The sequence below is a fragment of the Roseomonas sp. F4 genome (assembly GCF_053891155.1).
Genome location: NZ_JBSSHK010000006.1, coordinates 378,057 through 394,617, shown reverse-complemented (window position 1 = coordinate 394,617; position 16,561 = coordinate 378,057). Strand labels below are relative to the sequence as shown.

General features: G+C 70.0%; 16 protein-coding genes. 8 read left to right on the top strand and 8 right to left on the bottom strand.

Going from position 1 to position 16,561, the window contains the following annotated elements; translation table 11 throughout:
• Position 1 precedes the first annotated feature (1 nt).
• Positions 2 to 1,093, bottom strand: a complete 1,092-nt coding sequence (mltA, locus tag ACVFYP_RS24870) for a murein transglycosylase A (RefSeq protein WP_499202926.1) — start codon at positions 1,091 to 1,093, stop codon at positions 2 to 4.
• 56 nt (positions 1,094 to 1,149) lie between these two features.
• Entirely contained in the window at positions 1,150 to 1,827 is a 678-nt protein-coding gene (locus ACVFYP_RS24865) for a Tim44/TimA family putative adaptor protein (protein ID WP_499202925.1), read from the bottom strand.
• A gap of 168 nt (positions 1,828 to 1,995) precedes the next feature.
• Between ACVFYP_RS24865 and ACVFYP_RS24860 the strand changes: the two genes are divergently transcribed.
• Complete coding sequence (locus tag ACVFYP_RS24860; protein WP_499202924.1) at positions 1,996 to 2,553, top strand: histidine phosphatase family protein; 558 nt, start codon at positions 1,996 to 1,998, stop codon at positions 2,551 to 2,553.
• A 104-nt stretch (positions 2,554 to 2,657) separates the two neighbouring features.
• Here the strand turns inward: ACVFYP_RS24860 and ACVFYP_RS24855 are convergent, their stop codons facing one another.
• Positions 2,658 to 3,359 carry a YggS family pyridoxal phosphate-dependent enzyme gene (locus ACVFYP_RS24855; RefSeq protein WP_499202923.1) on the bottom strand — a complete coding sequence of 234 codons (702 nt, stop codon included), beginning with the start codon at positions 3,357 to 3,359 and terminating at the stop codon, positions 2,658 to 2,660.
• Between ACVFYP_RS24855 and ACVFYP_RS24850 the strand changes: the two genes are divergently transcribed.
• From ACVFYP_RS24850 to ACVFYP_RS24820, 7 genes are all read left to right on the top strand, one after another.
• The gene (locus ACVFYP_RS24850; RefSeq protein WP_499202922.1) at positions 3,358 to 4,014 is read left to right on the top strand and encodes a thiamine phosphate synthase; all 657 of its coding nucleotides are present in this window, start codon (positions 3,358 to 3,360) and stop codon (positions 4,012 to 4,014) included. The two genes, ACVFYP_RS24855 and ACVFYP_RS24850, sit on opposite strands and share 2 nt — an antisense overlap.
• A 227-nt stretch (positions 4,015 to 4,241) precedes the next feature.
• The gene (locus tag ACVFYP_RS24845; RefSeq protein ID WP_499202921.1) at positions 4,242 to 5,450 is read left to right on the top strand and encodes a porin; all 1,209 of its coding nucleotides are present in this window, start codon (positions 4,242 to 4,244) and stop codon (positions 5,448 to 5,450) included.
• Positions 5,451 to 5,605: 155 nt separating this feature from the next.
• Positions 5,606 to 6,154: a DUF3576 domain-containing protein gene (locus ACVFYP_RS24840; protein ID WP_499202920.1), complete on the top strand. Its 549-nt coding sequence runs from the start codon at positions 5,606 to 5,608 to the stop codon at positions 6,152 to 6,154.
• Between the two features lie 94 nt (positions 6,155 to 6,248).
• Positions 6,249 to 8,885 carry a leucine--tRNA ligase gene (leuS, locus tag ACVFYP_RS24835; protein ID WP_499202919.1) on the top strand — a complete coding sequence of 879 codons (2,637 nt, stop codon included), beginning with the start codon at positions 6,249 to 6,251 and terminating at the stop codon, positions 8,883 to 8,885.
• The gene (gene lptE, locus ACVFYP_RS24830; RefSeq protein ID WP_499202918.1) at positions 8,851 to 9,510 is read left to right on the top strand and encodes an LPS assembly lipoprotein LptE; all 660 of its coding nucleotides are present in this window, start codon (positions 8,851 to 8,853) and stop codon (positions 9,508 to 9,510) included. Before leuS ends, lptE begins: the two co-directional genes overlap by 35 nt.
• A gap of 7 nt (positions 9,511 to 9,517) precedes the next feature.
• On the top strand, positions 9,518 to 10,528 hold the full coding sequence (gene holA, locus ACVFYP_RS24825) for a DNA polymerase III subunit delta (protein WP_499202917.1): 1,011 nt from the start codon (positions 9,518 to 9,520) through the stop codon (positions 10,526 to 10,528).
• A 111-nt stretch (positions 10,529 to 10,639) separates the two neighbouring features.
• Positions 10,640 to 11,365: a DUF1194 domain-containing protein gene (locus ACVFYP_RS24820; RefSeq protein ID WP_499202916.1), complete on the top strand. Its 726-nt coding sequence runs from the start codon at positions 10,640 to 10,642 to the stop codon at positions 11,363 to 11,365.
• A gap of 17 nt (positions 11,366 to 11,382) precedes the next feature.
• On the opposite strand, the gene ACVFYP_RS24815 is transcribed toward ACVFYP_RS24820, so the two are convergent.
• The 5 genes from ACVFYP_RS24815 to ACVFYP_RS24795 all read right to left on the bottom strand — a co-directional run bounded on the left by ACVFYP_RS24815 (position 11,383) and on the right by ACVFYP_RS24795 (position 16,489).
• Positions 11,383 to 12,342, bottom strand: a complete 960-nt coding sequence (locus ACVFYP_RS24815; RefSeq protein ID WP_499202915.1) for a hemolysin family protein — start codon at positions 12,340 to 12,342, stop codon at positions 11,383 to 11,385.
• The gene (gene ybeY, locus ACVFYP_RS24810) at positions 12,339 to 12,815 is read right to left on the bottom strand and encodes an rRNA maturation RNase YbeY (RefSeq protein WP_499202914.1); all 477 of its coding nucleotides are present in this window, start codon (positions 12,813 to 12,815) and stop codon (positions 12,339 to 12,341) included. Before ybeY ends, ACVFYP_RS24815 begins: the two co-directional genes overlap by 4 nt.
• An 87-nt stretch (positions 12,816 to 12,902) precedes the next feature.
• A complete protein-coding gene (locus ACVFYP_RS24805) occupies positions 12,903 to 13,979 on the bottom strand; it encodes a PhoH family protein (RefSeq protein WP_499202913.1) in 1,077 nt (358 codons plus the stop codon).
• A complete protein-coding gene (gene miaB / locus ACVFYP_RS24800; RefSeq protein WP_499202912.1) occupies positions 13,976 to 15,385 on the bottom strand; it encodes a tRNA (N6-isopentenyl adenosine(37)-C2)-methylthiotransferase MiaB in 1,410 nt (469 codons plus the stop codon). Before miaB ends, ACVFYP_RS24805 begins: the two co-directional genes overlap by 4 nt.
• Before the next feature lie 153 nt (positions 15,386 to 15,538).
• Positions 15,539 to 16,489, bottom strand: a complete 951-nt coding sequence (locus ACVFYP_RS24795; RefSeq protein WP_499202911.1) for a lysophospholipid acyltransferase family protein — start codon at positions 16,487 to 16,489, stop codon at positions 15,539 to 15,541.
• Between the last annotated feature and the right edge of the window lie 72 nt (positions 16,490 to 16,561).

The window sequence follows — 16,561 nt, the reverse complement described above, 5'->3', positions numbered from 1 at the left end:
CCTACTTCGGCAGCAGCACGAACAGCTCGGCCCGGTTGCGCATCCGGCCGGCCTGTTCGGCCGCGGCGTCGCCCCAGCCGGTGAACAGATCGGCCCGCGCCGCGCCGCGGATGGCGCCGCCGGTGTCCTGGGCCACCGCCAGTCGTCGCAGGGGCGCCTCCCCAGCCAGCCAGACGGGCGTGCCGAGGGGAGTCCTGGTGCGGTCCACCGCCACGGATCGCCCCGGCGTCAGCGGGGCGCCCAGGGCGCCGAGCGGCCCTTGCTCCGGTGGCAGGTTCAGGGGGCGGAAAAAGACGTAGCTGGGGTTGCGGGCCATCAGCGCCGCCGCTTCTTCCGGCGTCGCCGCGGCGAGCCAGGCGCGGATGGCCTGCATGGACATCTCCTCCCGCGTCAGCACGCCGGCTTCAAGCAGGGCGCGGCCGATGGCGTAGTAGGGATGGCCGTTCTGGGCGGCGTAGCCCAGGCGCAGCACCCGCCCATCGGTCAGGCGGACGCGGCCGGAACCCTGGATCTGCAGGAAAAAGGCATCCGCCGGGTCATCGACCCAGACCAGCTCCAGCCCGCGCCCGTCCAATGCGCCGGCCATGATCTCGGCACGGCTGGGGAAGGGATGCAGACGGCCATCGCGTACTAGGCCGGCGGTGCGGCGCCCGCGGAGGTCGCCGGCGAAGGCGCCAAGATCGACCTCCACCAACTCCGGCGGGCGGGCATGCAAGGGGGTGGCGTGGCGGGCATCGGGCGTCGGGCTGCCGCGCAACTCCGGCTCGTAATAGCCGGTCAGGGTATCGCTGCCGACCGCATGGGCGGTGAAGCGACTTTCGAAGAAGTCGCGTGCCGCGTCGTCATTCTGGGGAAGGTTTTGGGCGGCGGCGCAGGCTTCGGCGAAGTCGCCCGCCGTGCGGGCCAGCGCGCCCTCTCCGCCAAGCGGCCGGTCGGCTGGCAGTTCGGCGATGACCTCGCAACTGCGCCGAAAGGCCGGCAGTGCCTGCGCCAGCTGATCCTGCCGCCACCCCGGCAGTTCCGAAAACGCGACCTGCCGAAGCTCAGGCCCCGCCTCCGAACACCCCGCCAGAAGCACCACTGCCCCCAGCACCCATGTCCGCCAACCCGGAAAAACCTTCACCAATGGACCGCGGCAGCGTCCCAAAATCAGGCGGAGCGGGTGGCGGTGAGGCGCCAGGTGGGGTCGGTGCTGCGCAGGTCGCGCTGGAAGGTCCAGATATCGGTCAGTTCCGTGACTGCTTCCGCGCCGGCCGAAATGCTGCCGTCGCTGGCGGTCGTCAGGTTGATCTGGTCGGAGACGAAGCGGACGACGACATCCGCCACCGTGCCGCGCAGATCCGCGGATTCAATCCCGGCTTCCTGCATCGCGCGGACTTCGGAGCGCTGGGTCTCGCCGGCCTGTTCGCGGGCGGTGATCGCACCCTCGAAGCCGCCATAGACGTCATCGGCCAGCAGGGCGCGCAGGGTTTCGCGATCGCCGCGGGCGAAGGCGTCCACCACCATGCGGAAGGCGCCCTCGGCGCCGTTCAGAAAGGCATGCGGGTCGAAGCTGGGATCGATGCCCTTGATGCGAACCAGCGCCTGGCCGGTGGGCGTGCGCGGATCGGGGACCACGAGGCGGGTGGTGCTGGCGGCTGCGGCCGGGGGCAGTTCCGGCACGTCATCGCCCGCCGGGCGGGCCGCGCGCGGGTCATAGGGCGCGGTCGCGTCGCGGGGCGGGCGCTCATAGCCGGTGCGGCGGCCGAGCACGCTGCGCAGGCGCAGCACCAGGAAGGCCGCGACCATTGCGAACAGGATCAGATCGACAGGAAAGCCGCCCGACATTGCCAACTCCTCATCAAGCACTCACTTAAGGCGCCCTCTGCCCCCCCGCAACGCCCTGCCACGGATTGGCTGATCGATCCCCGGTCGGGATGTTGTTGACCAAAGCCTGCAACACCTGGCCGACGCGCAGTATTGACCGCGGCGCCGCCATTCGGGAGCCTCGCTTTCATGATCCTGCTGCGCCATGGCCAAAGCGAGTTCAACCTGCATTTCAGCGCCACACGGCGCGATCCCGGCATCATCGATCCGCGCCTGACGCCGCTGGGCCATTCCCAGGCGGCGGCGGCGGCGGAGGCGCTGGCGGCCGAGGGCATCACGCGCATCATCGCCTCCCCCTATAGCCGGGCGTTGCAGACGGCGGCGCCGCTGGCCGAGAGGCTCGGCCTGAAGGTGCTGGTACAGCCGCTGGTGCGCGAACGTTACGCTTTCACCTGCGATGTGGGCAGTCCTGTTACCGCCTTATCCGCCGAATGGCCGCATCTCGATTTCGGCCATGTGGAGGAGGTGTGGTGGCCGGCGCAGGAGGAACCGGCCGAGCAAGTCATGGCCCGCGCCGCGCTGTTCCGTGGTGAAATGGCGGCCTTAGGCGACTGGTCCAATACGCTGGTCGTGGCGCATTGGGGCTTTATTCTCGCGATGACGGGCCAGTCGGTCGCCAATGGCACCTGGCTGCGCTGCGATCCGACGGAACCGGCGCTGACCGAAGTGTCCTGGAAGCATCATTAGCTGCCCTCAAGCGCCGGGCGCCGCCTCCGGCGGCTTGGCTCGCCGCATAAGCGGCGGCGCCCATTCGGGCGCTCAGCCGGCGAAGCCGGCTGCATTTTCGGTATTTAGGTGGCGGTGGGCGCGGGACGGCCGCCAAAAATGGCGGTGCCAACGCGGATATGGGTGGCGCCCTCGGCGATCGCAGCCTCGAAATCGCCGCTCATGCCCATGGACAGCGTGCCCAGGCCATGGCGGCCGGCCATTGTGGCCAGGGCAGCAAAATACGGGCGCGGATCACCCTCCACCGGCGGGATGCACATCAGGCCGGTGACGTTGAGGCCATGCTCCTCGCGGCAGGCGCGGATGAAGGCATCGGCCTCGGCGCGGGCGATGCCGGCCTTTTGGGGCTCGTCGCCGATATTCACCTGGATCAGGAAGCTGGGCTGGCGGGCTTCCTTCACCATCGCCTCCCGCAGCGCCAGGGCCAGTTTGGGGCGATCCAGGCTCTCAATCACATCGGCGATCCGCACCGCGTCCCGCGCCTTGTTGGTCTGCAGCGGGCCGATCAGGTGCAGGCGCAGGGCCGGATGATCCGGGCGCAGGGCGGGAAATTTGGTCGCTGCCTCCTGCACCCGGTTCTCCCCGAACACCGTCTGACCGCAGGCCAGTGCCGCGACCACCGCCTCCGCCGGATGGGTCTTGGAGACGGCGACCAGGGTCACGGAGGCCGGGTCGCGGTTGGCGCGCAGGCAGGCCTCGGCGATCCTGTCCCGGATGCGGCCGAGGTTGGTGGCAATGGCGGCGTCGGCGGGGGAGAGTTCGGGCATGACGGGAAGGCTAGCGCAGGATCGCCACGCCGGAAATCGGTCTGGCGGTCTGGCCGGGCAGGCCGCCAGGCTGCGCGCGGCGCCGTTGCGCGGTGGCCTTGCCCTGCCGCGGCTTTGGCTGGTGTCCGACCCGCTGCGACTGCCCGATCCCTGCGCCGCGGCGGCCCGGCTTCCACGCGGGGCGGGGGTTTTGGCGCGCGGGTTGGCGCCGCCGGTGCTGGGGCGGCTGCGGCGGATCGCGGCGCGGCGCGGGCTTTGCCTGCTGTTGGGTGGCGATGCGCGGGCGGCCCTGCGGATGCGCTGCGGGCTGCATCTGCCGGATCGGCCCACGGGTGCGGGGATGGCGGCCTTCCTTCTGGCGAGGCGGCGGGGCGCACCGTGGGCGGTGCTGTCGTTGGCGGTGCATGGCCGGGCTGGCGTTGCGCGGGCGCGCCGGCTGGGCGGGGATTTCGGCTTCGTCTCCCCCGCCTTTCCCACCGCCAGCCATCCGGGCGCGCCGGCGCTGGGGCCGTTGCGCTGGGCCGCGCTGGCGGCGCGGCTGGGCCGGCCGGCGGTGGCTTTGGGTGGTGTCGCGCCGGCCAGCGCCCGGCGCCTGCCGCGCGGCGGGCCGGGCAAAGTCGCCGGGCTGGCGGCCATCGGGGCGCTGGCGGGCTGAGGCGCTGCGTCTTCGGGGTCACGAGGGTGTGTGGCGCGTCTGCCACAGTGTCTCAACGAAGTCGCTTAGACGCGCCAAGCGCCGTTGCCGGGGCTGCATCCCCAAGACCATTATCCGCCCGGGCCTGACTGCTACCGGGGGGGAACCTGGTGGCGGCGTCCTGCCGAGGGGGGCAGGCGGGTCGTGGCATGCCGGGGGCCACCCGGCGCAGGAGGAGGTTTTTGGATATGCGCAAGATTCTGTTGGGCACCACCGCGGTGGTTGGCGCCGCGCTGATGGGCATGGGTGTGGCCCAGGCGCAGGAAGCCCCGACCGTTCGCGTGGGCGGCTACTTCGAGTTCACCGGCGGCTACATCGACGACAACTTCGACACCGCCGCGACCACTGGCCTCCCGGCCTCCCGCTCCAAGGTTGATTTCCGCTCCGACATGGAAATCACCGTCATCGTGCGCGGCAAGGCGGCCAACGGCCTGTCCTACGGCGCCGAGATCGAGCTGCAGATGGACAACGTCACCAACGGTGGCAGCCAGAACAGCGGCAACGGCGGCATCGTCGACACCGACGAGATGTGGGGCTTCATCTCCTCCCCGACCCTCGGCACCCTGCAGTTCGGTGACCAGGACAGCGCCGCCGACCAGCTGAAGGTCGCCGCCCCGTCCGTCACCAACCTCGGTGAGTCGGGTGGCTGGGACGAGTTCATCGCGCCGGAAGCCCTCGGCACCCGCTACATCACCACGACGATCAACGACGGCAGCGACAGCACCAAGATCATCTATCTGTCCCCGCAGTTCTTCGGCTTCGACTTCGGCGTCAGCTATGCGCCGAACCAGTACGAGGGTGAGAACTACCTGCTGCCGAACGCGACGACCAACTCGGCCCTGCAGCGCAACACGAACGTCGGCTCCATCCGCAACGAGCTGTCCGGCGCCATCCGCTACCGCGGCAGCTTCGGCAACGTCGGCGTGGCCGCGGCCTTCTCCGCGATGCGCGGCGATGCCCCGACCGGCTCCGGCGTCCGCGACCCGAACGCCTACCAGGCTGGCCTGAACCTGTCCGCCTACGGCCTGACGGTCGGCGGTCACTACGTCTGGGGCCGCTTCACCGGTTCCGCTCCGGGCCGCGCTGGTCTGGCCCCGGGCCAGGACAACTCCACCAACTGGACGGTCGGTGCGACCTACCGCATCGGCGCCGTGCAGCTGGGCGCCTTCTACTCCCTGGCCAAGCAGGACGTTCTCCTGGCCGGCGTGTCGGATCGCGAGCAGCAGGTGATCGGCGTCGGCGCCGTCTACACCCTGGCGCCGGGCCTCGAGGCCTTCGCCAACTACACGAACATCGAGGACGAGAACGTCCGCGCCTTCGGTGCCGCGAACACGGTGGCGAACTACCGCAACCGCAGCATCGACGTGTTCATCGTCGGTACGCGCCTGGCCTTCTGATCTTCGGATCAGCGGACCGAAAGGGGGCGGCAGGGAAACCTGCCGCCCCTTTTTGTTGCGCCGGGTTTCCCTGGCGCACCCCCGGCTTTGCGATTGGCCGGCATGCGGGTAAAGACGCTGCCGAGAAAAGGCCCCGCCGGGCCGGGATGGGAAAGATGCGCCTGACGCGACCGATGATGCTGGGCTTCACGGCGATCCTGATCGCCGGGTGCAGTGCGCTTGAGGGCAATGTCCGCACGCCGGGGCTGGATGAATACAGCTCCGACCGCCGGCGCGACCAGGTGCGCGGGCGGCTGGGTGGAACCGATGGCATCCTGCTGTTCGGCACGGATCGCGACCGGCAGCGCGGTGGCGCCGGCGCCGGGGATGCCGCGGGCATCGGCGTCAACGCCTATCTCTGGCGCGCGGCGCTCGACACGCTGTCCTTCATGCCGCTTTCCTCGGCGGACCCCTTTGGCGGCGTGCTGATCACAGATTGGTATTCGCCCCCTGGCACCACCGGCGAGCGCTTCCGCGCCACCGCCTATATCCTCGGCCGCCAGCTGCGCTCGGACGGCGTGCGCGTGGCCCTGTTCCGGCAGGAACTGCGCGGCAGTGCCTGGGTCGATGTCCCCGTCGCCGCCTCCACCGCCTCCGAGCTGGAGGACCAGGTGCTGGCCCGGGCGCGGGAGCTGCGCGCACAATCCGCCGCGGCGTCGCGGTAAGGCCGCATATCATGGCTGACCGCCGGGGCGTTCCGCCCTGGCGGATAGTGCGCTATTCCCCAGGTTCAAACCCAGGCCAGCGCACCCCAGCACGATGAACGATATCGCCTCCCCCCCCGACCAGAAACAGCCGCCCCGGCATGATTTCGCCGCGGCGGAGCCGCGCTGGCAGGCGGAATGGGACCGCCGCGGCTGCTTCTCTGTGCCGGACGTGCCGCCCGAGGGGGCGAGCAAGTACTACGTGCTGGAGATGTTCCCCTACCCCTCCGGCAAGATCCATATGGGTCATGTGCGGAACTACACGCTGGGCGACGTGGTGGCGCGCTACAAGCGCGCCCGCGGCCATCTGGTGCTGCATCCGATGGGCTGGGACGCCTTCGGCCTGCCGGCGGAGAATGCCGCGCGCGAACGTGGCGTGCATCCGGGCGAGTGGACCTACCAGAACATCGCCAATATGCGCACCGAGCTGAAGCGCATGGGCCTGTCGCTGGACTGGTCCCGCGAATTCGCCACCTGCGACGTCGCCTATTACGGCAAGCAGCAGAAGCTGTTCCTGGATTTCTGGAAGGCCGGGCTGGTCGAGCGCAAGGAGTCCTGGGTCAATTGGGACCCGGTGGACGGCACCGTGCTGGCCAATGAGCAGGTAATCGACGGCCGCGGCTGGCGCTCCGGCGCGCTGGTCGAGAAGAAGAAGCTGTCCCAGTGGTTCCTGGCGATTACCAAGTATGCGCCGGATCTGCTGGAGGCGCTGGGCGGGCTGGATCGCTGGCCCGAGCGCGTGAAGCTGATGCAGTCCAACTGGATCGGCCGCAGCGAGGGCGCGCGCGTTAGGTTCAAGCTGACGCAGCCAGTAGCGGAGACGGCGGAGGTCGAGGTCTTCACCACCCGCCCCGACACGCTGTTCGGCATGTCCTTCCTGGCCGTTGCCGCGGAACACCCGCTGGCCGCCGCGGCGGCGGCGGCCAATCCGGATGCCCAAAAGTTCGTGGCGGAATGCCGCAGCATGGGCACCAGCGAAGTGGCCATCGAGCAGGCGGAAAAGCGCGGCTTCGACACCGGCTTCCGCGTGGCGCATCCCTTCCTGCCCGGAAAGACCTTCCCGGTCTGGATCGCGAATTTCGTGCTGATGGAATACGGCACCGGCGCCATCTTCGGCTGCCCCGGCCATGACGAGCGCGATTTCGAGTTCGCCACCAAGTACGGGCTGGAGATCAAGCCGGTGGTGCTGCCGCCGGGCGCCGACCCTGCGACCTTCAGCCTGGGTGACGCGGCCTTCACCGATGACGGCACGCTGTTCAATTCCGACTTCCTGGACGGCAAGCCGGTGCCCGCCGCCAAGCGCGCGGCCATCGAAAAGCTGGAAGCCCAGGGCCAGGGCACCGGCGTGGTCAATTGGCGCCTGCGCGACTGGGGCGTCTCCCGCCAGCGCTACTGGGGCTGCCCGATCCCGGTCATCCATTGCGATGCCTGCGGCGCGGTGCCGGTGCCCGAGGACCAGCTGCCGGTCGAACTGCCGCAGGACGTGGATTTCTCCCGCCCCGGCAATCCGCTCGACCACCATCCGAGCTGGAAGCACGTCAACTGCCCGTCCTGCGGCGCGCCGGCGCGGCGGGAGACGGATACCTGCGACACCTTCGTCGACAGTTCCTGGTATTTTGCGCGTTTCTGCTCGCCCGGCGCCGCCGAGCCCGTCACCCAGGCGGCGGTCAATGCCTGGCTGCCGGTGGACCAGTATATCGGCGGCATCGAGCACGCGATCCTGCACCTGCTCTATTCTCGCTTCTTCACCCGCGCCATGCAGGCCACCGGCCATCTGGATGTGAAGGAGCCCTTTGCGGGCCTCTTCACCCAGGGCATGGTCCAGCACGAAAGCTACAAGGGCCCCGACGGCCGCTGGCTTTATCCGGAGGAGGTGGATTTCAACCTCGCCCCGGATGGGACGCGCACGGCCACGCTGAAGGGTGGCAACGAACCGGTGACCATCGGCCGGGTCGAGGCGATGTCGAAGTCGAAGCGCAACACGGTCGACCCCGGCGCCATCATCGGCAAATACGGCGCCGACACCGCCCGCTGGTTCATCCTCTCCGACAACCCGCCGGAGCGGGACATGGAGTGGACGGAATCCGGCGTCGCCGGCGCGTTTCGCTTCACCCAGCGCGTCTGGCGTCTCGCCAACAACGCCTTGCCCAGCCTGCCGCCCGCCGGCACGCCCATGGGCGAGGCCACCGGTGCGGCGAAAAAGCTGCGGCAGGTGACGCATCGGACCATCGTCGCGATCACCGAGGCGCTGGACAGTTTTGCGTTCAATGTCGCGGTTGCCCGTATTCATGAATTCGCCAATGCGATCGGCGAGGCGGAGGCCCAGGCCGACGCCCCGGGGATGGCTACCGTGCGGCGGGAGGCGCTCGAAATCCTGGCCCGCTTGGCCGCGCCGATGATGCCGCATCTGGCGGAGGAGCTATACGCGCTGCTCAACCCCGCCGCTGACCAGCTGGTGGCGCAACTGCCCTGGCCGGAGGCGGAGGCCGCCCTGGTGAAGGCGGAGACGATGACCTTGGCCGTCCAGGTGCTCGGCAAGCTGCGCGCCACCATCGAGGTGGCGGTGGGTGCGGCGGATGACGAGATTTTCGCCCTGGCCGAGGCAGAGGAGAACGTGCAGCGTGCCTTCGGCGGCAAGCCAGTGAAGAAGCGGATTCATGTCCCTGGGCGGGTGGTCAATTACGTCGTCTGAAAACCTGACGCGGCGCGGGCTGCTCGGCCTCGGGCTGCTCGCGCTCGGCGGCTGCGGCTTCCGGCCGCTCTATGGCCGCGGCGGCATGGCGGCCGGGGAGCCGGATGTGCGGTCCCAGCTCGCCACGGTGCGCGTCACCCTGGTGCAGGAACGCTTCGGCCAGTTGCTGCGTCGGGCGCTGTATATGCGCATGGGCCAGGATATCGGTGGGCCGGCCCAGGCGGTCTATGAATTGCGCGTCTCCCCCGCCTTGCAGGCGGAAGGCGTGGGCATCCAGCTCGACGGCACCGCCACGCGGGTGCGCTATCTCGGCACCGCCAACTGGCTTCTGGCGCGCATCGGCCCACCGCCGGAAACCCAGGCCTCCGGCGTCGAGCGTGCGATCGAGGCCTATAACATCCCGCCGAACCAGTTCTTCGCCTCCGACAGCAGCCGCGAAGCGGCGGAGCAGCGGATGGCGGAAGTGCTGGCGGAGCTGGTGGTGACGCGCCTCGCCGTCGATTTCCGCCGCCGTGCCTCGGGCGCCGGCGGACTGGCGCAGGGCGCGCCGGAACCGCCCGCCGCCGCGCCCATGCCGGCGCTGCGGCCGGAGCTCGCGCCCGGGCTCACCTCGCCCAACCGCTGATACCGCCTTGGCCAAGCTCGACCCCAAGCGGATCAGCGGCTTCCTGGCCGATCCCGGCAAGACGCGCGTCGTGCTGCTGCATGGCGACGATGCCGGCCTGGCCCGTGAAAGGGCGGAGGCGCTGCTGCGCGCCGTGCTCGGCGGCGACCTTTCCGACCCCTTCCGCCTCGCCGAGCTGAGCCGGGAGGAAGCCGCCCGCCCCGGCGCCCTGGCCGGGGAGGCGGCGGCGCTGGCGATGACCGGCGGCCGCCGTGTGGTCCGGTTGCGCGACGCCACCGACGCCCATGCCACCCCGTTGAAGGACGCCCTGGCCGGAGCCGGGGAGGCGCTGCTGATCCTGGAAGGCGGGGAGATGACCGCGCGGTCCAAGCTGCGCGCCCTGGCGGAATCCGCGCCGGACGTGATGGTGATCGCCTGCTGGCGCGAGACGCCGGAGGAGCTGGTCGGCACCATCACCAGGCTGCTGCGGGAGCAGGGCGTGCAGGTGGAACGCCCCGTTGCCGCCTGGCTCGCCGCGCGGCTGGGCGAGGACCGCATGCTGCTGCGCCGCGCGGTGGAGGTGCTGGCCCTGCATGCCGGCCCGGGCGGCACGGTGGATGAGGCGACGGCGCTGGCCTGCGTGGCCGAAGGCGCCAGCGCCGACCTCGACACCGCCTTGATGGCGGCCACGGCTGGGGAGCCGCTGGCCGCCGATGCCGCGCTGGATGCCGCCTTCGCCGAGGGCGCGAATGCCGTGATGGTCGTGCGCGCCACGCTGCGCCATGTGCAGCGCCTGCATGAGGCGCAGATCGCTGGTGATTCCGGCGGTCTGCGGCCGCCGGTGTTTTTTCGGCACAAACCCGCCTTCGATCGCGCTGTCCGGCTGTGGCCCACCGCGGCGCTGGAAGCCCAGGGTGCCGCGCTTCTGGAGGCGGAGCGCCGCACCAAGACGACGGCGTTCCGCGAGGTGCATGAAGCCCTGGCCCGCGCCGGCATCGCCGCCCTGGCCCGCCAGGCCGCGGCCTACGCCCGGCGCTGATCGCCTCGGGTATTGCACCGCAATACTTCTCACGCAGAAATATTTCTTACTGCTTGAAGTCGCCCCACAAGCTGCGGTTGCATGTCCCCGTGATGTCGTGGGAGGTCGCGGATGCGCCGCAGGTCCCTTCTCGTCGCGGCGGGCGCCGCGGCCGGCTTGCCTCCCCCCCGACCCGCCAGGGCGGAGGAGCCGGTGGATGTCGCGCTGGTCCTCGCCGTCGATGTCAGCCGCTCGGTCGATGAGGATGAGGCGCGGCTGCAGCGAGAAGGTTATCGCAGCGCCATGACCGATCCCCGGCTGGTGGAGGCGATCCGCGGCGGCATGATGGGCGGCATCGCCGTGGCCTATGTCGAATGGGCCGGCATCGAATTCCAGCGCATGACCCTGCCCTGGACCCGCATCGCGGCACAGCGCGATGCGGAGCTCTGGGCGGACCGACTGGCGGAGGCTCCGCGCGCCTCCCTGTCCTGGACCTCCATCTCTGGCGCCATCGACTTCTCCCGCCGCGCGCTGGAGGACTGCCCCTATGAGGCGACGCGCAAGGTCATCGATGTCTCCGGCGACGGGGTGAACAACAGCGGCCCGCCGGCGGAGGAAGCCCGCGACCGGGCGGTGGCGGAGGGCATCACCATCAACGGCCTGCCGATCCTGAACGACCGCCCGACCTTCGGCCGCCGCCCGCCCGTGCCGCTCGACATCTACTATCGGGAAAGCGTCATCGGCGGCCCCGGCGCCTTCATGATCGCGGCGGAGGATTTCGAAGCCTTCGGGCAGGCGGTGCGCCGCAAGCTGATCCGCGAAATCGCCGCCCTGCCCGAAGTCTGGCGCGCCGGCTGATACGGCGCTGAGGCAGGCTACTCCGCCGCCTGCCGCGTCGCCTCCCCCGCCGCGCCCGGCCGGCGCACGCGCAGCCGACGGATGCGTCGCGGATCGGCATCCAGCACCCGGAATTCGAGGCCGGAGGGGTGGGAGATCAGTTCCCCTCGGGCGGGCACGCGCCCGGCCAGGGTGAAGATCAGCCCGCCGACCGTGTCGATATCCGCGCTGCGTTCCTCCTCCGTCAGCACCGCGCCGAATTTCCGCTCGAAGGCCTCGACCGTGGTGCGGGCATCCAGCTCCACTGTGCCGTCGGGGCGGTCCTGGATGGTGGCGGGCGCGACCTCGTCATGCTCGTCGGAGATGTCGCCCACGATGGTCTCGACCAGATCCTCGATCGTCACCAGCCCGTCGATGCCACCATATTCATCCACCACAAGCGCCATGTGGATGCGCGCGGCGCGCATCTGCAGCAGCAGGTCCAGCACCGGCACGGTGGGCACCACGAACAGGGGGCGGCGCAGGATGGCCTTCAGCGAGAAGCTGTCCGGGTCCTTGCCGACGCCGGCGAAGACATCCTTGATGTGCACCATGCCGACGATGTCATCGAGGTTCTCCCGATAGACCGGGAAGCGGCTATGGCCCTCGCGCTGGATCAGGCGGATGGCCTGGTCCAGGGTCAGGTCCTGCGGCATGGCCAGGATGTCGGCGCGCGGCACCATCACGTCATAGGCCGCCTTGTCGCGCAGCCGCAGCACATTGCCCAGCAGCGCACGCTCATTCAGGTCGAGGCCGCCGCCGATGCCGTCCGGCATGCGCGGCGCGCCTTCCTCCTGCCGGCCTTCGAGCAATTCCTCCACCTGGTCGCGCACCGTATCCGCGGTGCGGCGGCGCAGCAGGCCCTGGATGCGCCAGAGCAGGCTGTTGCGGCGTTCGATCGGTGTGGCCAGGGGGTGTCCGCGATCCCCCGTACTGCCCGGTTCTCCCTTGTCGCTCATGTCGCTGGCCGTCCCCGGCCCTCCTTCCAGGGGTTGGGGCGGCCGAGGCGGCGCATGATGCGGGCCTCCGCCTGTTCCATGCGCCGGGCCTCGCCGGCCAGCAGATGGTCGTGGCCGGCCAGATGCAGGGCGCCATGCGCCAGCAGATGCGCCAGGTGATCCTCCGGGCGGCGCCCGGCTTCCCGCGCTTCGCGCCGCACCACGCCGAGCGCGAGCGCGATGTCGCCCAGATGCCCCGGCATGCCGCCCGGGAAGGACAGGACGTTGGTTGGCTTCGCCTTGTCGCGATGCGCGTGGTTCAGCCGCTTCACCGCGTCGTCGTCGGTGAGAAGCACGGTCACGGCGCCTTCGGCACCGGCCTCCCGCAACGCGGCCGCCACGGCGCGGCGCGCCAGGTCTTCGGGACGGCGCACCGTGGCGCGCCATCCCTGTGTTGCCAGGACGACGGTGACATCCGCCGCCTTGACCTGCATCCCGGCCCTGGCGTTCCTGCCCGGGTCGGGACGACTACTTAACGGTTCCATCGCTCTCCAACTGCCTTCAACCCTTGCCCGGCCGTTTCAGGACCGGGGTGCAGGTCGCTCCGCCCGCATGCGGGCCTGGTCCATACGACCATAGGCCGCGACAATGCGCGCCACCAAGGGATGCCTTACCACATCCGTTTCCGCAAATCGCGCCACCGTGATGCCCTCCACGCCCTCGAGGATCGAGAGCGCCTCGACCAGCCCGGATTTCTGGCCGGGCGGCAGGTCCACCTGGGTGGGGTCGCCGGTGATGACCATCCGGCTGCCCTCGCCCATGCGGGTCAGGAACATCTTCATCTGGGCCGCGGTGGTGTTTTGGGCCTCGTCCAGGATCGCGTAGCAATGGGCCAGCGTCCGCCCGCGCATGAAGGCCAATGGCGCCACCTCGATCTCGCCGGCCGCCATGCGGCGGGTGAGCTGGTCGGCCGGCATCATGTCGTGCAGCGCGTCGTAGAGCGGGCGGAGATAGGGATCGACCTTCTCCTTCAGGTCGCCCGGCAGGTAGCCGAGCTTTTCGCCGGCCTCGACCGCGGGGCGGGACAGCACGATGCGATCGACCCGCCCGGCCTGGAGCAGCGCCACGCCCTGGGCGACGGCGAGGTAGGTCTTGCCGGTGCCGGCCGGGCCGACGCCGAAGACCATGTCGTTCCGCGCCAGTGCGTCGATATAGGCGGCCTGGGCCGGGGTACGTGGGGCGATGGCGCCCTTGCGGGTGCGGATCGCGGGCAGGTCCTGCAAGGGCAGGCGCGGGTCCTGGAGAGGCAGACGGGGATCGGCTTCCTGCGCCCCCTCGGCCATCCGCATCGCCGCTTCCACCTCTGCCCCGCCCACTGGTTCGCCCTTCTGCAATCGGCGCCACAGCGCCATCAGCGCCGCTTCCGCCACATCCGCCCGGTCCGGCGAGCCGGTGATGGTCAGGCGGTTGCCCCGGCTGCCGAGGCGGATGCCGAGGCGCATCTCCATCCGGGCCAGGTTGCGGTCATGCTCGCCGTAGAGCAGCGGCACCAGCGCATTGTCATCGAACTGCATGGTGACAACACGCTGCGTGTTCTGGTCCCGCAGGGCGGGACGCGGCGGGGGGCGGAGGCTGAGCGCGGCGGGGGGTGTGTTCAAGCGGCGGCCTTCTCCTGACGGGGCGTTTGTGGGGGCGGACCGAGCGCCTCATTCCCCTCGAGGCGGACAGTGAGCGAATTGCGCAGGGCAGCGGTGATGGTGACCTGCACCATCTGGCCCGCCATGCCCGCGGAACCAAGACCATGCACCGGCTGAAGCCAGGGCGAACGGCCGGCGAACTGGCCTTCATCCCGACCGGCGCCGGTGACCAGCACCTCGCAGCTGCGGCCGACGCAGGCGCGGTTGAAGGCATCCTGCTGGTCGCGCAGCAGGGCCTGGATTTCCTGCAACCGCCGGTCCTTCTCGGCCTCCGCCACCTGCATCTGGGCGGTGGCGGCCGGGGTGCCGGGGCGGGAGGAGTATTTGAAGGAATAGGCCAAGGCGAAGCCGACATCCTCGATCAGCTTCAGCGTCGCCTGGTGATCCGCCTCCGTCTCTCCGGGATGGCCGGCGATGAAATCGGAGGACAGGGCGATATCCGGGCGCACCGCGCGCAGCTTCTCGGCGATGCGGCGATAGGCATCGGCCTTGTGGCCCCGGTTCATGGCCTGGAGCATGCGGTCCGAGCCCGATTGCACCGGCAGATGCAGGAAGGGCATCAGCTGCGGGATTTGGCCATGGGCGGCGATCAGCGCGTCGTCCATGTCACGCGGATGGCTGGTGGTGTAGCGCAGCCGGGCGAGGCCCGGGATCTCGGCCAGCTCCAGCAGCAGGCGCGACAGGTTCCAGGTGCCGCCCGAAAGCCCCTCCCCATGCCAGGCATTCACATTCTGGCCGAGCAGCGCAATTTCCCGCGCACCCTGGGCGACCAGCCGCTTCGCTTCCGCGATCACGGCTGTGGCACTTCGAGAATATTCGCTGCCGCGGGTGTAGGGGACGACGCAGAAGGAGCAGAATTTGTCGCAGCCTTCCTGGATGGTCAGGAAGGCGCTGACGCCTTGGGGCGTGGTGGAATCCGGCAGGAAGTCGAACTTCTGTTCCGTCGGAAAATCCGTCTCGATGACGGAGCCCGTGGCGCGGCTGATCCGCGCCACCATTTCCGGCAGCCGGTGATAGCTCTGTGGGCCGAGCACCAGGTCCACATAGGGGGCGCGGGCGGTGATCTCCGCGCCTTCGGCCTGGGCGACGCAGCCGGCGACGGCCAGGATCATGCGCGCGCCGCCCTGTTCCTTCGCCTGTTTCAGGACCCGCAGCCGGCCGAGCTCGGAGAACAGCTTTTCGCTGGCCTTCTCCCGGATATGGCAGGTGTTCAGCACCACCATGTCGGCGTCTTCGGGTGTCTCGGTCGGCGCATAGCCGAGCGGGGCCAGCACATCGGCCATGCGGCCGCTGTCATAGACATTCATCTGGCAACCCCAGGAGCGGATAAAAAGCCGCTTGCGGGGGGGTGCGGGGGGAAGGGTCATTCCGGGCCAAGCTCCGTCGCCCCGCCGGGAAGGCCGCGGGGGGAAACGGGGGATTTGCGCAGGCCGCGCGGCTGGGTCAAGCGAAGTGCTGAAGCCAGGGTTGCGGGGAATGTCTCGCCATGGCGACAGGCTGCGGGATGCCGCCGCGCCGGGTCAAGCGGGAAGCGTCTCGGCCGGCAGGTCAGCGCGGCGCGGCGGGACCATCCGCAGCGGCCTGGCGGGGCGGTTCTGCCGCAGCGTGGAGCAGCCATCCCCAATGACCTCGGCGCAGGCCAGGGTCAGGGACTTGCGGTCGGGGAAGGCGGCGGGATCGACCGGCGCGTGCAGGATGATGGTGGCCCGCCCGCCGGGGCGCCGCGCCAGGCGCCAGAAATGGGTGAAGATGTCGGTGTCGCCGTACCAGGCGAAAAGCGGCCGGTCGCGGCGGCAGGCGGGCAGGCCGCCCAGCCGGTCGAACACCACGGAGATGGGCTGCACCTGCCGCGCGGTGTCCGCGACGGAGAGGAAGGCGCTGCGGAAGGGCAGCACCCTTCCGCCATCGCTGGTCGTGCCCTCGGGGAACAGGATCAGGCTGTCGCCTTCCGCCAGGCGGCCGCGGATGGCATCGGCCTCCCCCTTCGTCCCGGTGCGCTTGCGGCTGACGAAGACGGTGCGTCCCAGCTTGGCCACGGTGCGGATCAGCGGCCAGCCCTCGATATCGGCCTTGCCGACGAAGCTCGCCTCCAGCGTCGCACCCAGCACCAGCACATCGAGCCAGGAGGAATGGTTGGAGACGAACAGCACCGGCGCGTCGCGGGAGGCTTCGCCCACCACCTGGATGCGCAGCCCCATCAGGGCGCAGAGGGTGCTGTGGTAGAAGCGCGCGAAGCGCAGATGCAGCCGGCCCGGCAGGATCAGCAGAAGGGCCTGGATCGGAATGGCGATCAGAGTCCAGATCAGCAGGCTGACCAGCCGCCTGACCGCCCGGAAGCGCCCGCCGAGCGGACGCAAGCCCAGCACATCCCCCCAGAGACCCTCAGGGTCGGAGGAGGAGAACTGGATCGCCAGGCGCCGCTTCCGCGGGCGCAGGGCATCGGGGGCGGAGAGACGGGCTGTTGCCTGCATGGACTGGCATTAATACCGCGAACCAAGTCAGGGCAATGAATCCCTTGCGACGGTCCTGTGAACTCCGCGCCA

Bases quoted from the DNA above. Each gene is read 5' to 3' on its own strand.
- ACVFYP_RS24850 (WP_499202922.1), top strand. From the start codon at position 3,358: ATGACGGGAAGGCTAGCGCAGGATCGCCACGCCGGAAATCGGTCTGGC.
- ACVFYP_RS24845 (WP_499202921.1), top strand. From the start codon at position 4,242: ATGCGCAAGATTCTGTTGGGCACCACCGCGGTGGTTGGCGCCGCGCTG.
- ACVFYP_RS24840 (WP_499202920.1), top strand. From the start codon at position 5,606: ATGCGCCTGACGCGACCGATGATGCTGGGCTTCACGGCGATCCTGATC.
- ybeY (WP_499202914.1), bottom strand. From the start codon at position 12,815: ATGCAGGTCAAGGCGGCGGATGTCACCGTCGTCCTGGCAACACAGGGA.
- ACVFYP_RS24855 (WP_499202923.1), bottom strand. From the start codon at position 3,359: ATGCCCGAACTCTCCCCCGCCGACGCCGCCATTGCCACCAACCTCGGC.
- miaB (WP_499202912.1), bottom strand. From the start codon at position 15,385: ATGACCCTTCCCCCCGCACCCCCCCGCAAGCGGCTTTTTATCCGCTCC.
- ACVFYP_RS24820 (WP_499202916.1), top strand. From the start codon at position 10,640: ATGCGCCGCAGGTCCCTTCTCGTCGCGGCGGGCGCCGCGGCCGGCTTG.
- leuS (WP_499202919.1), top strand. From the start codon at position 6,249: ATGAACGATATCGCCTCCCCCCCCGACCAGAAACAGCCGCCCCGGCAT.
- lptE (WP_499202918.1), top strand. From the start codon at position 8,851: ATGTCCCTGGGCGGGTGGTCAATTACGTCGTCTGAAAACCTGACGCGG.
- ACVFYP_RS24795 (WP_499202911.1), bottom strand. From the start codon at position 16,489: ATGCAGGCAACAGCCCGTCTCTCCGCCCCCGATGCCCTGCGCCCGCGG.
- ACVFYP_RS24860 (WP_499202924.1), top strand. From the start codon at position 1,996: ATGATCCTGCTGCGCCATGGCCAAAGCGAGTTCAACCTGCATTTCAGC.
- ACVFYP_RS24815 (WP_499202915.1), bottom strand. From the start codon at position 12,342: ATGAGCGACAAGGGAGAACCGGGCAGTACGGGGGATCGCGGACACCCC.
- ACVFYP_RS24865 (WP_499202925.1), bottom strand. From the start codon at position 1,827: ATGTCGGGCGGCTTTCCTGTCGATCTGATCCTGTTCGCAATGGTCGCG.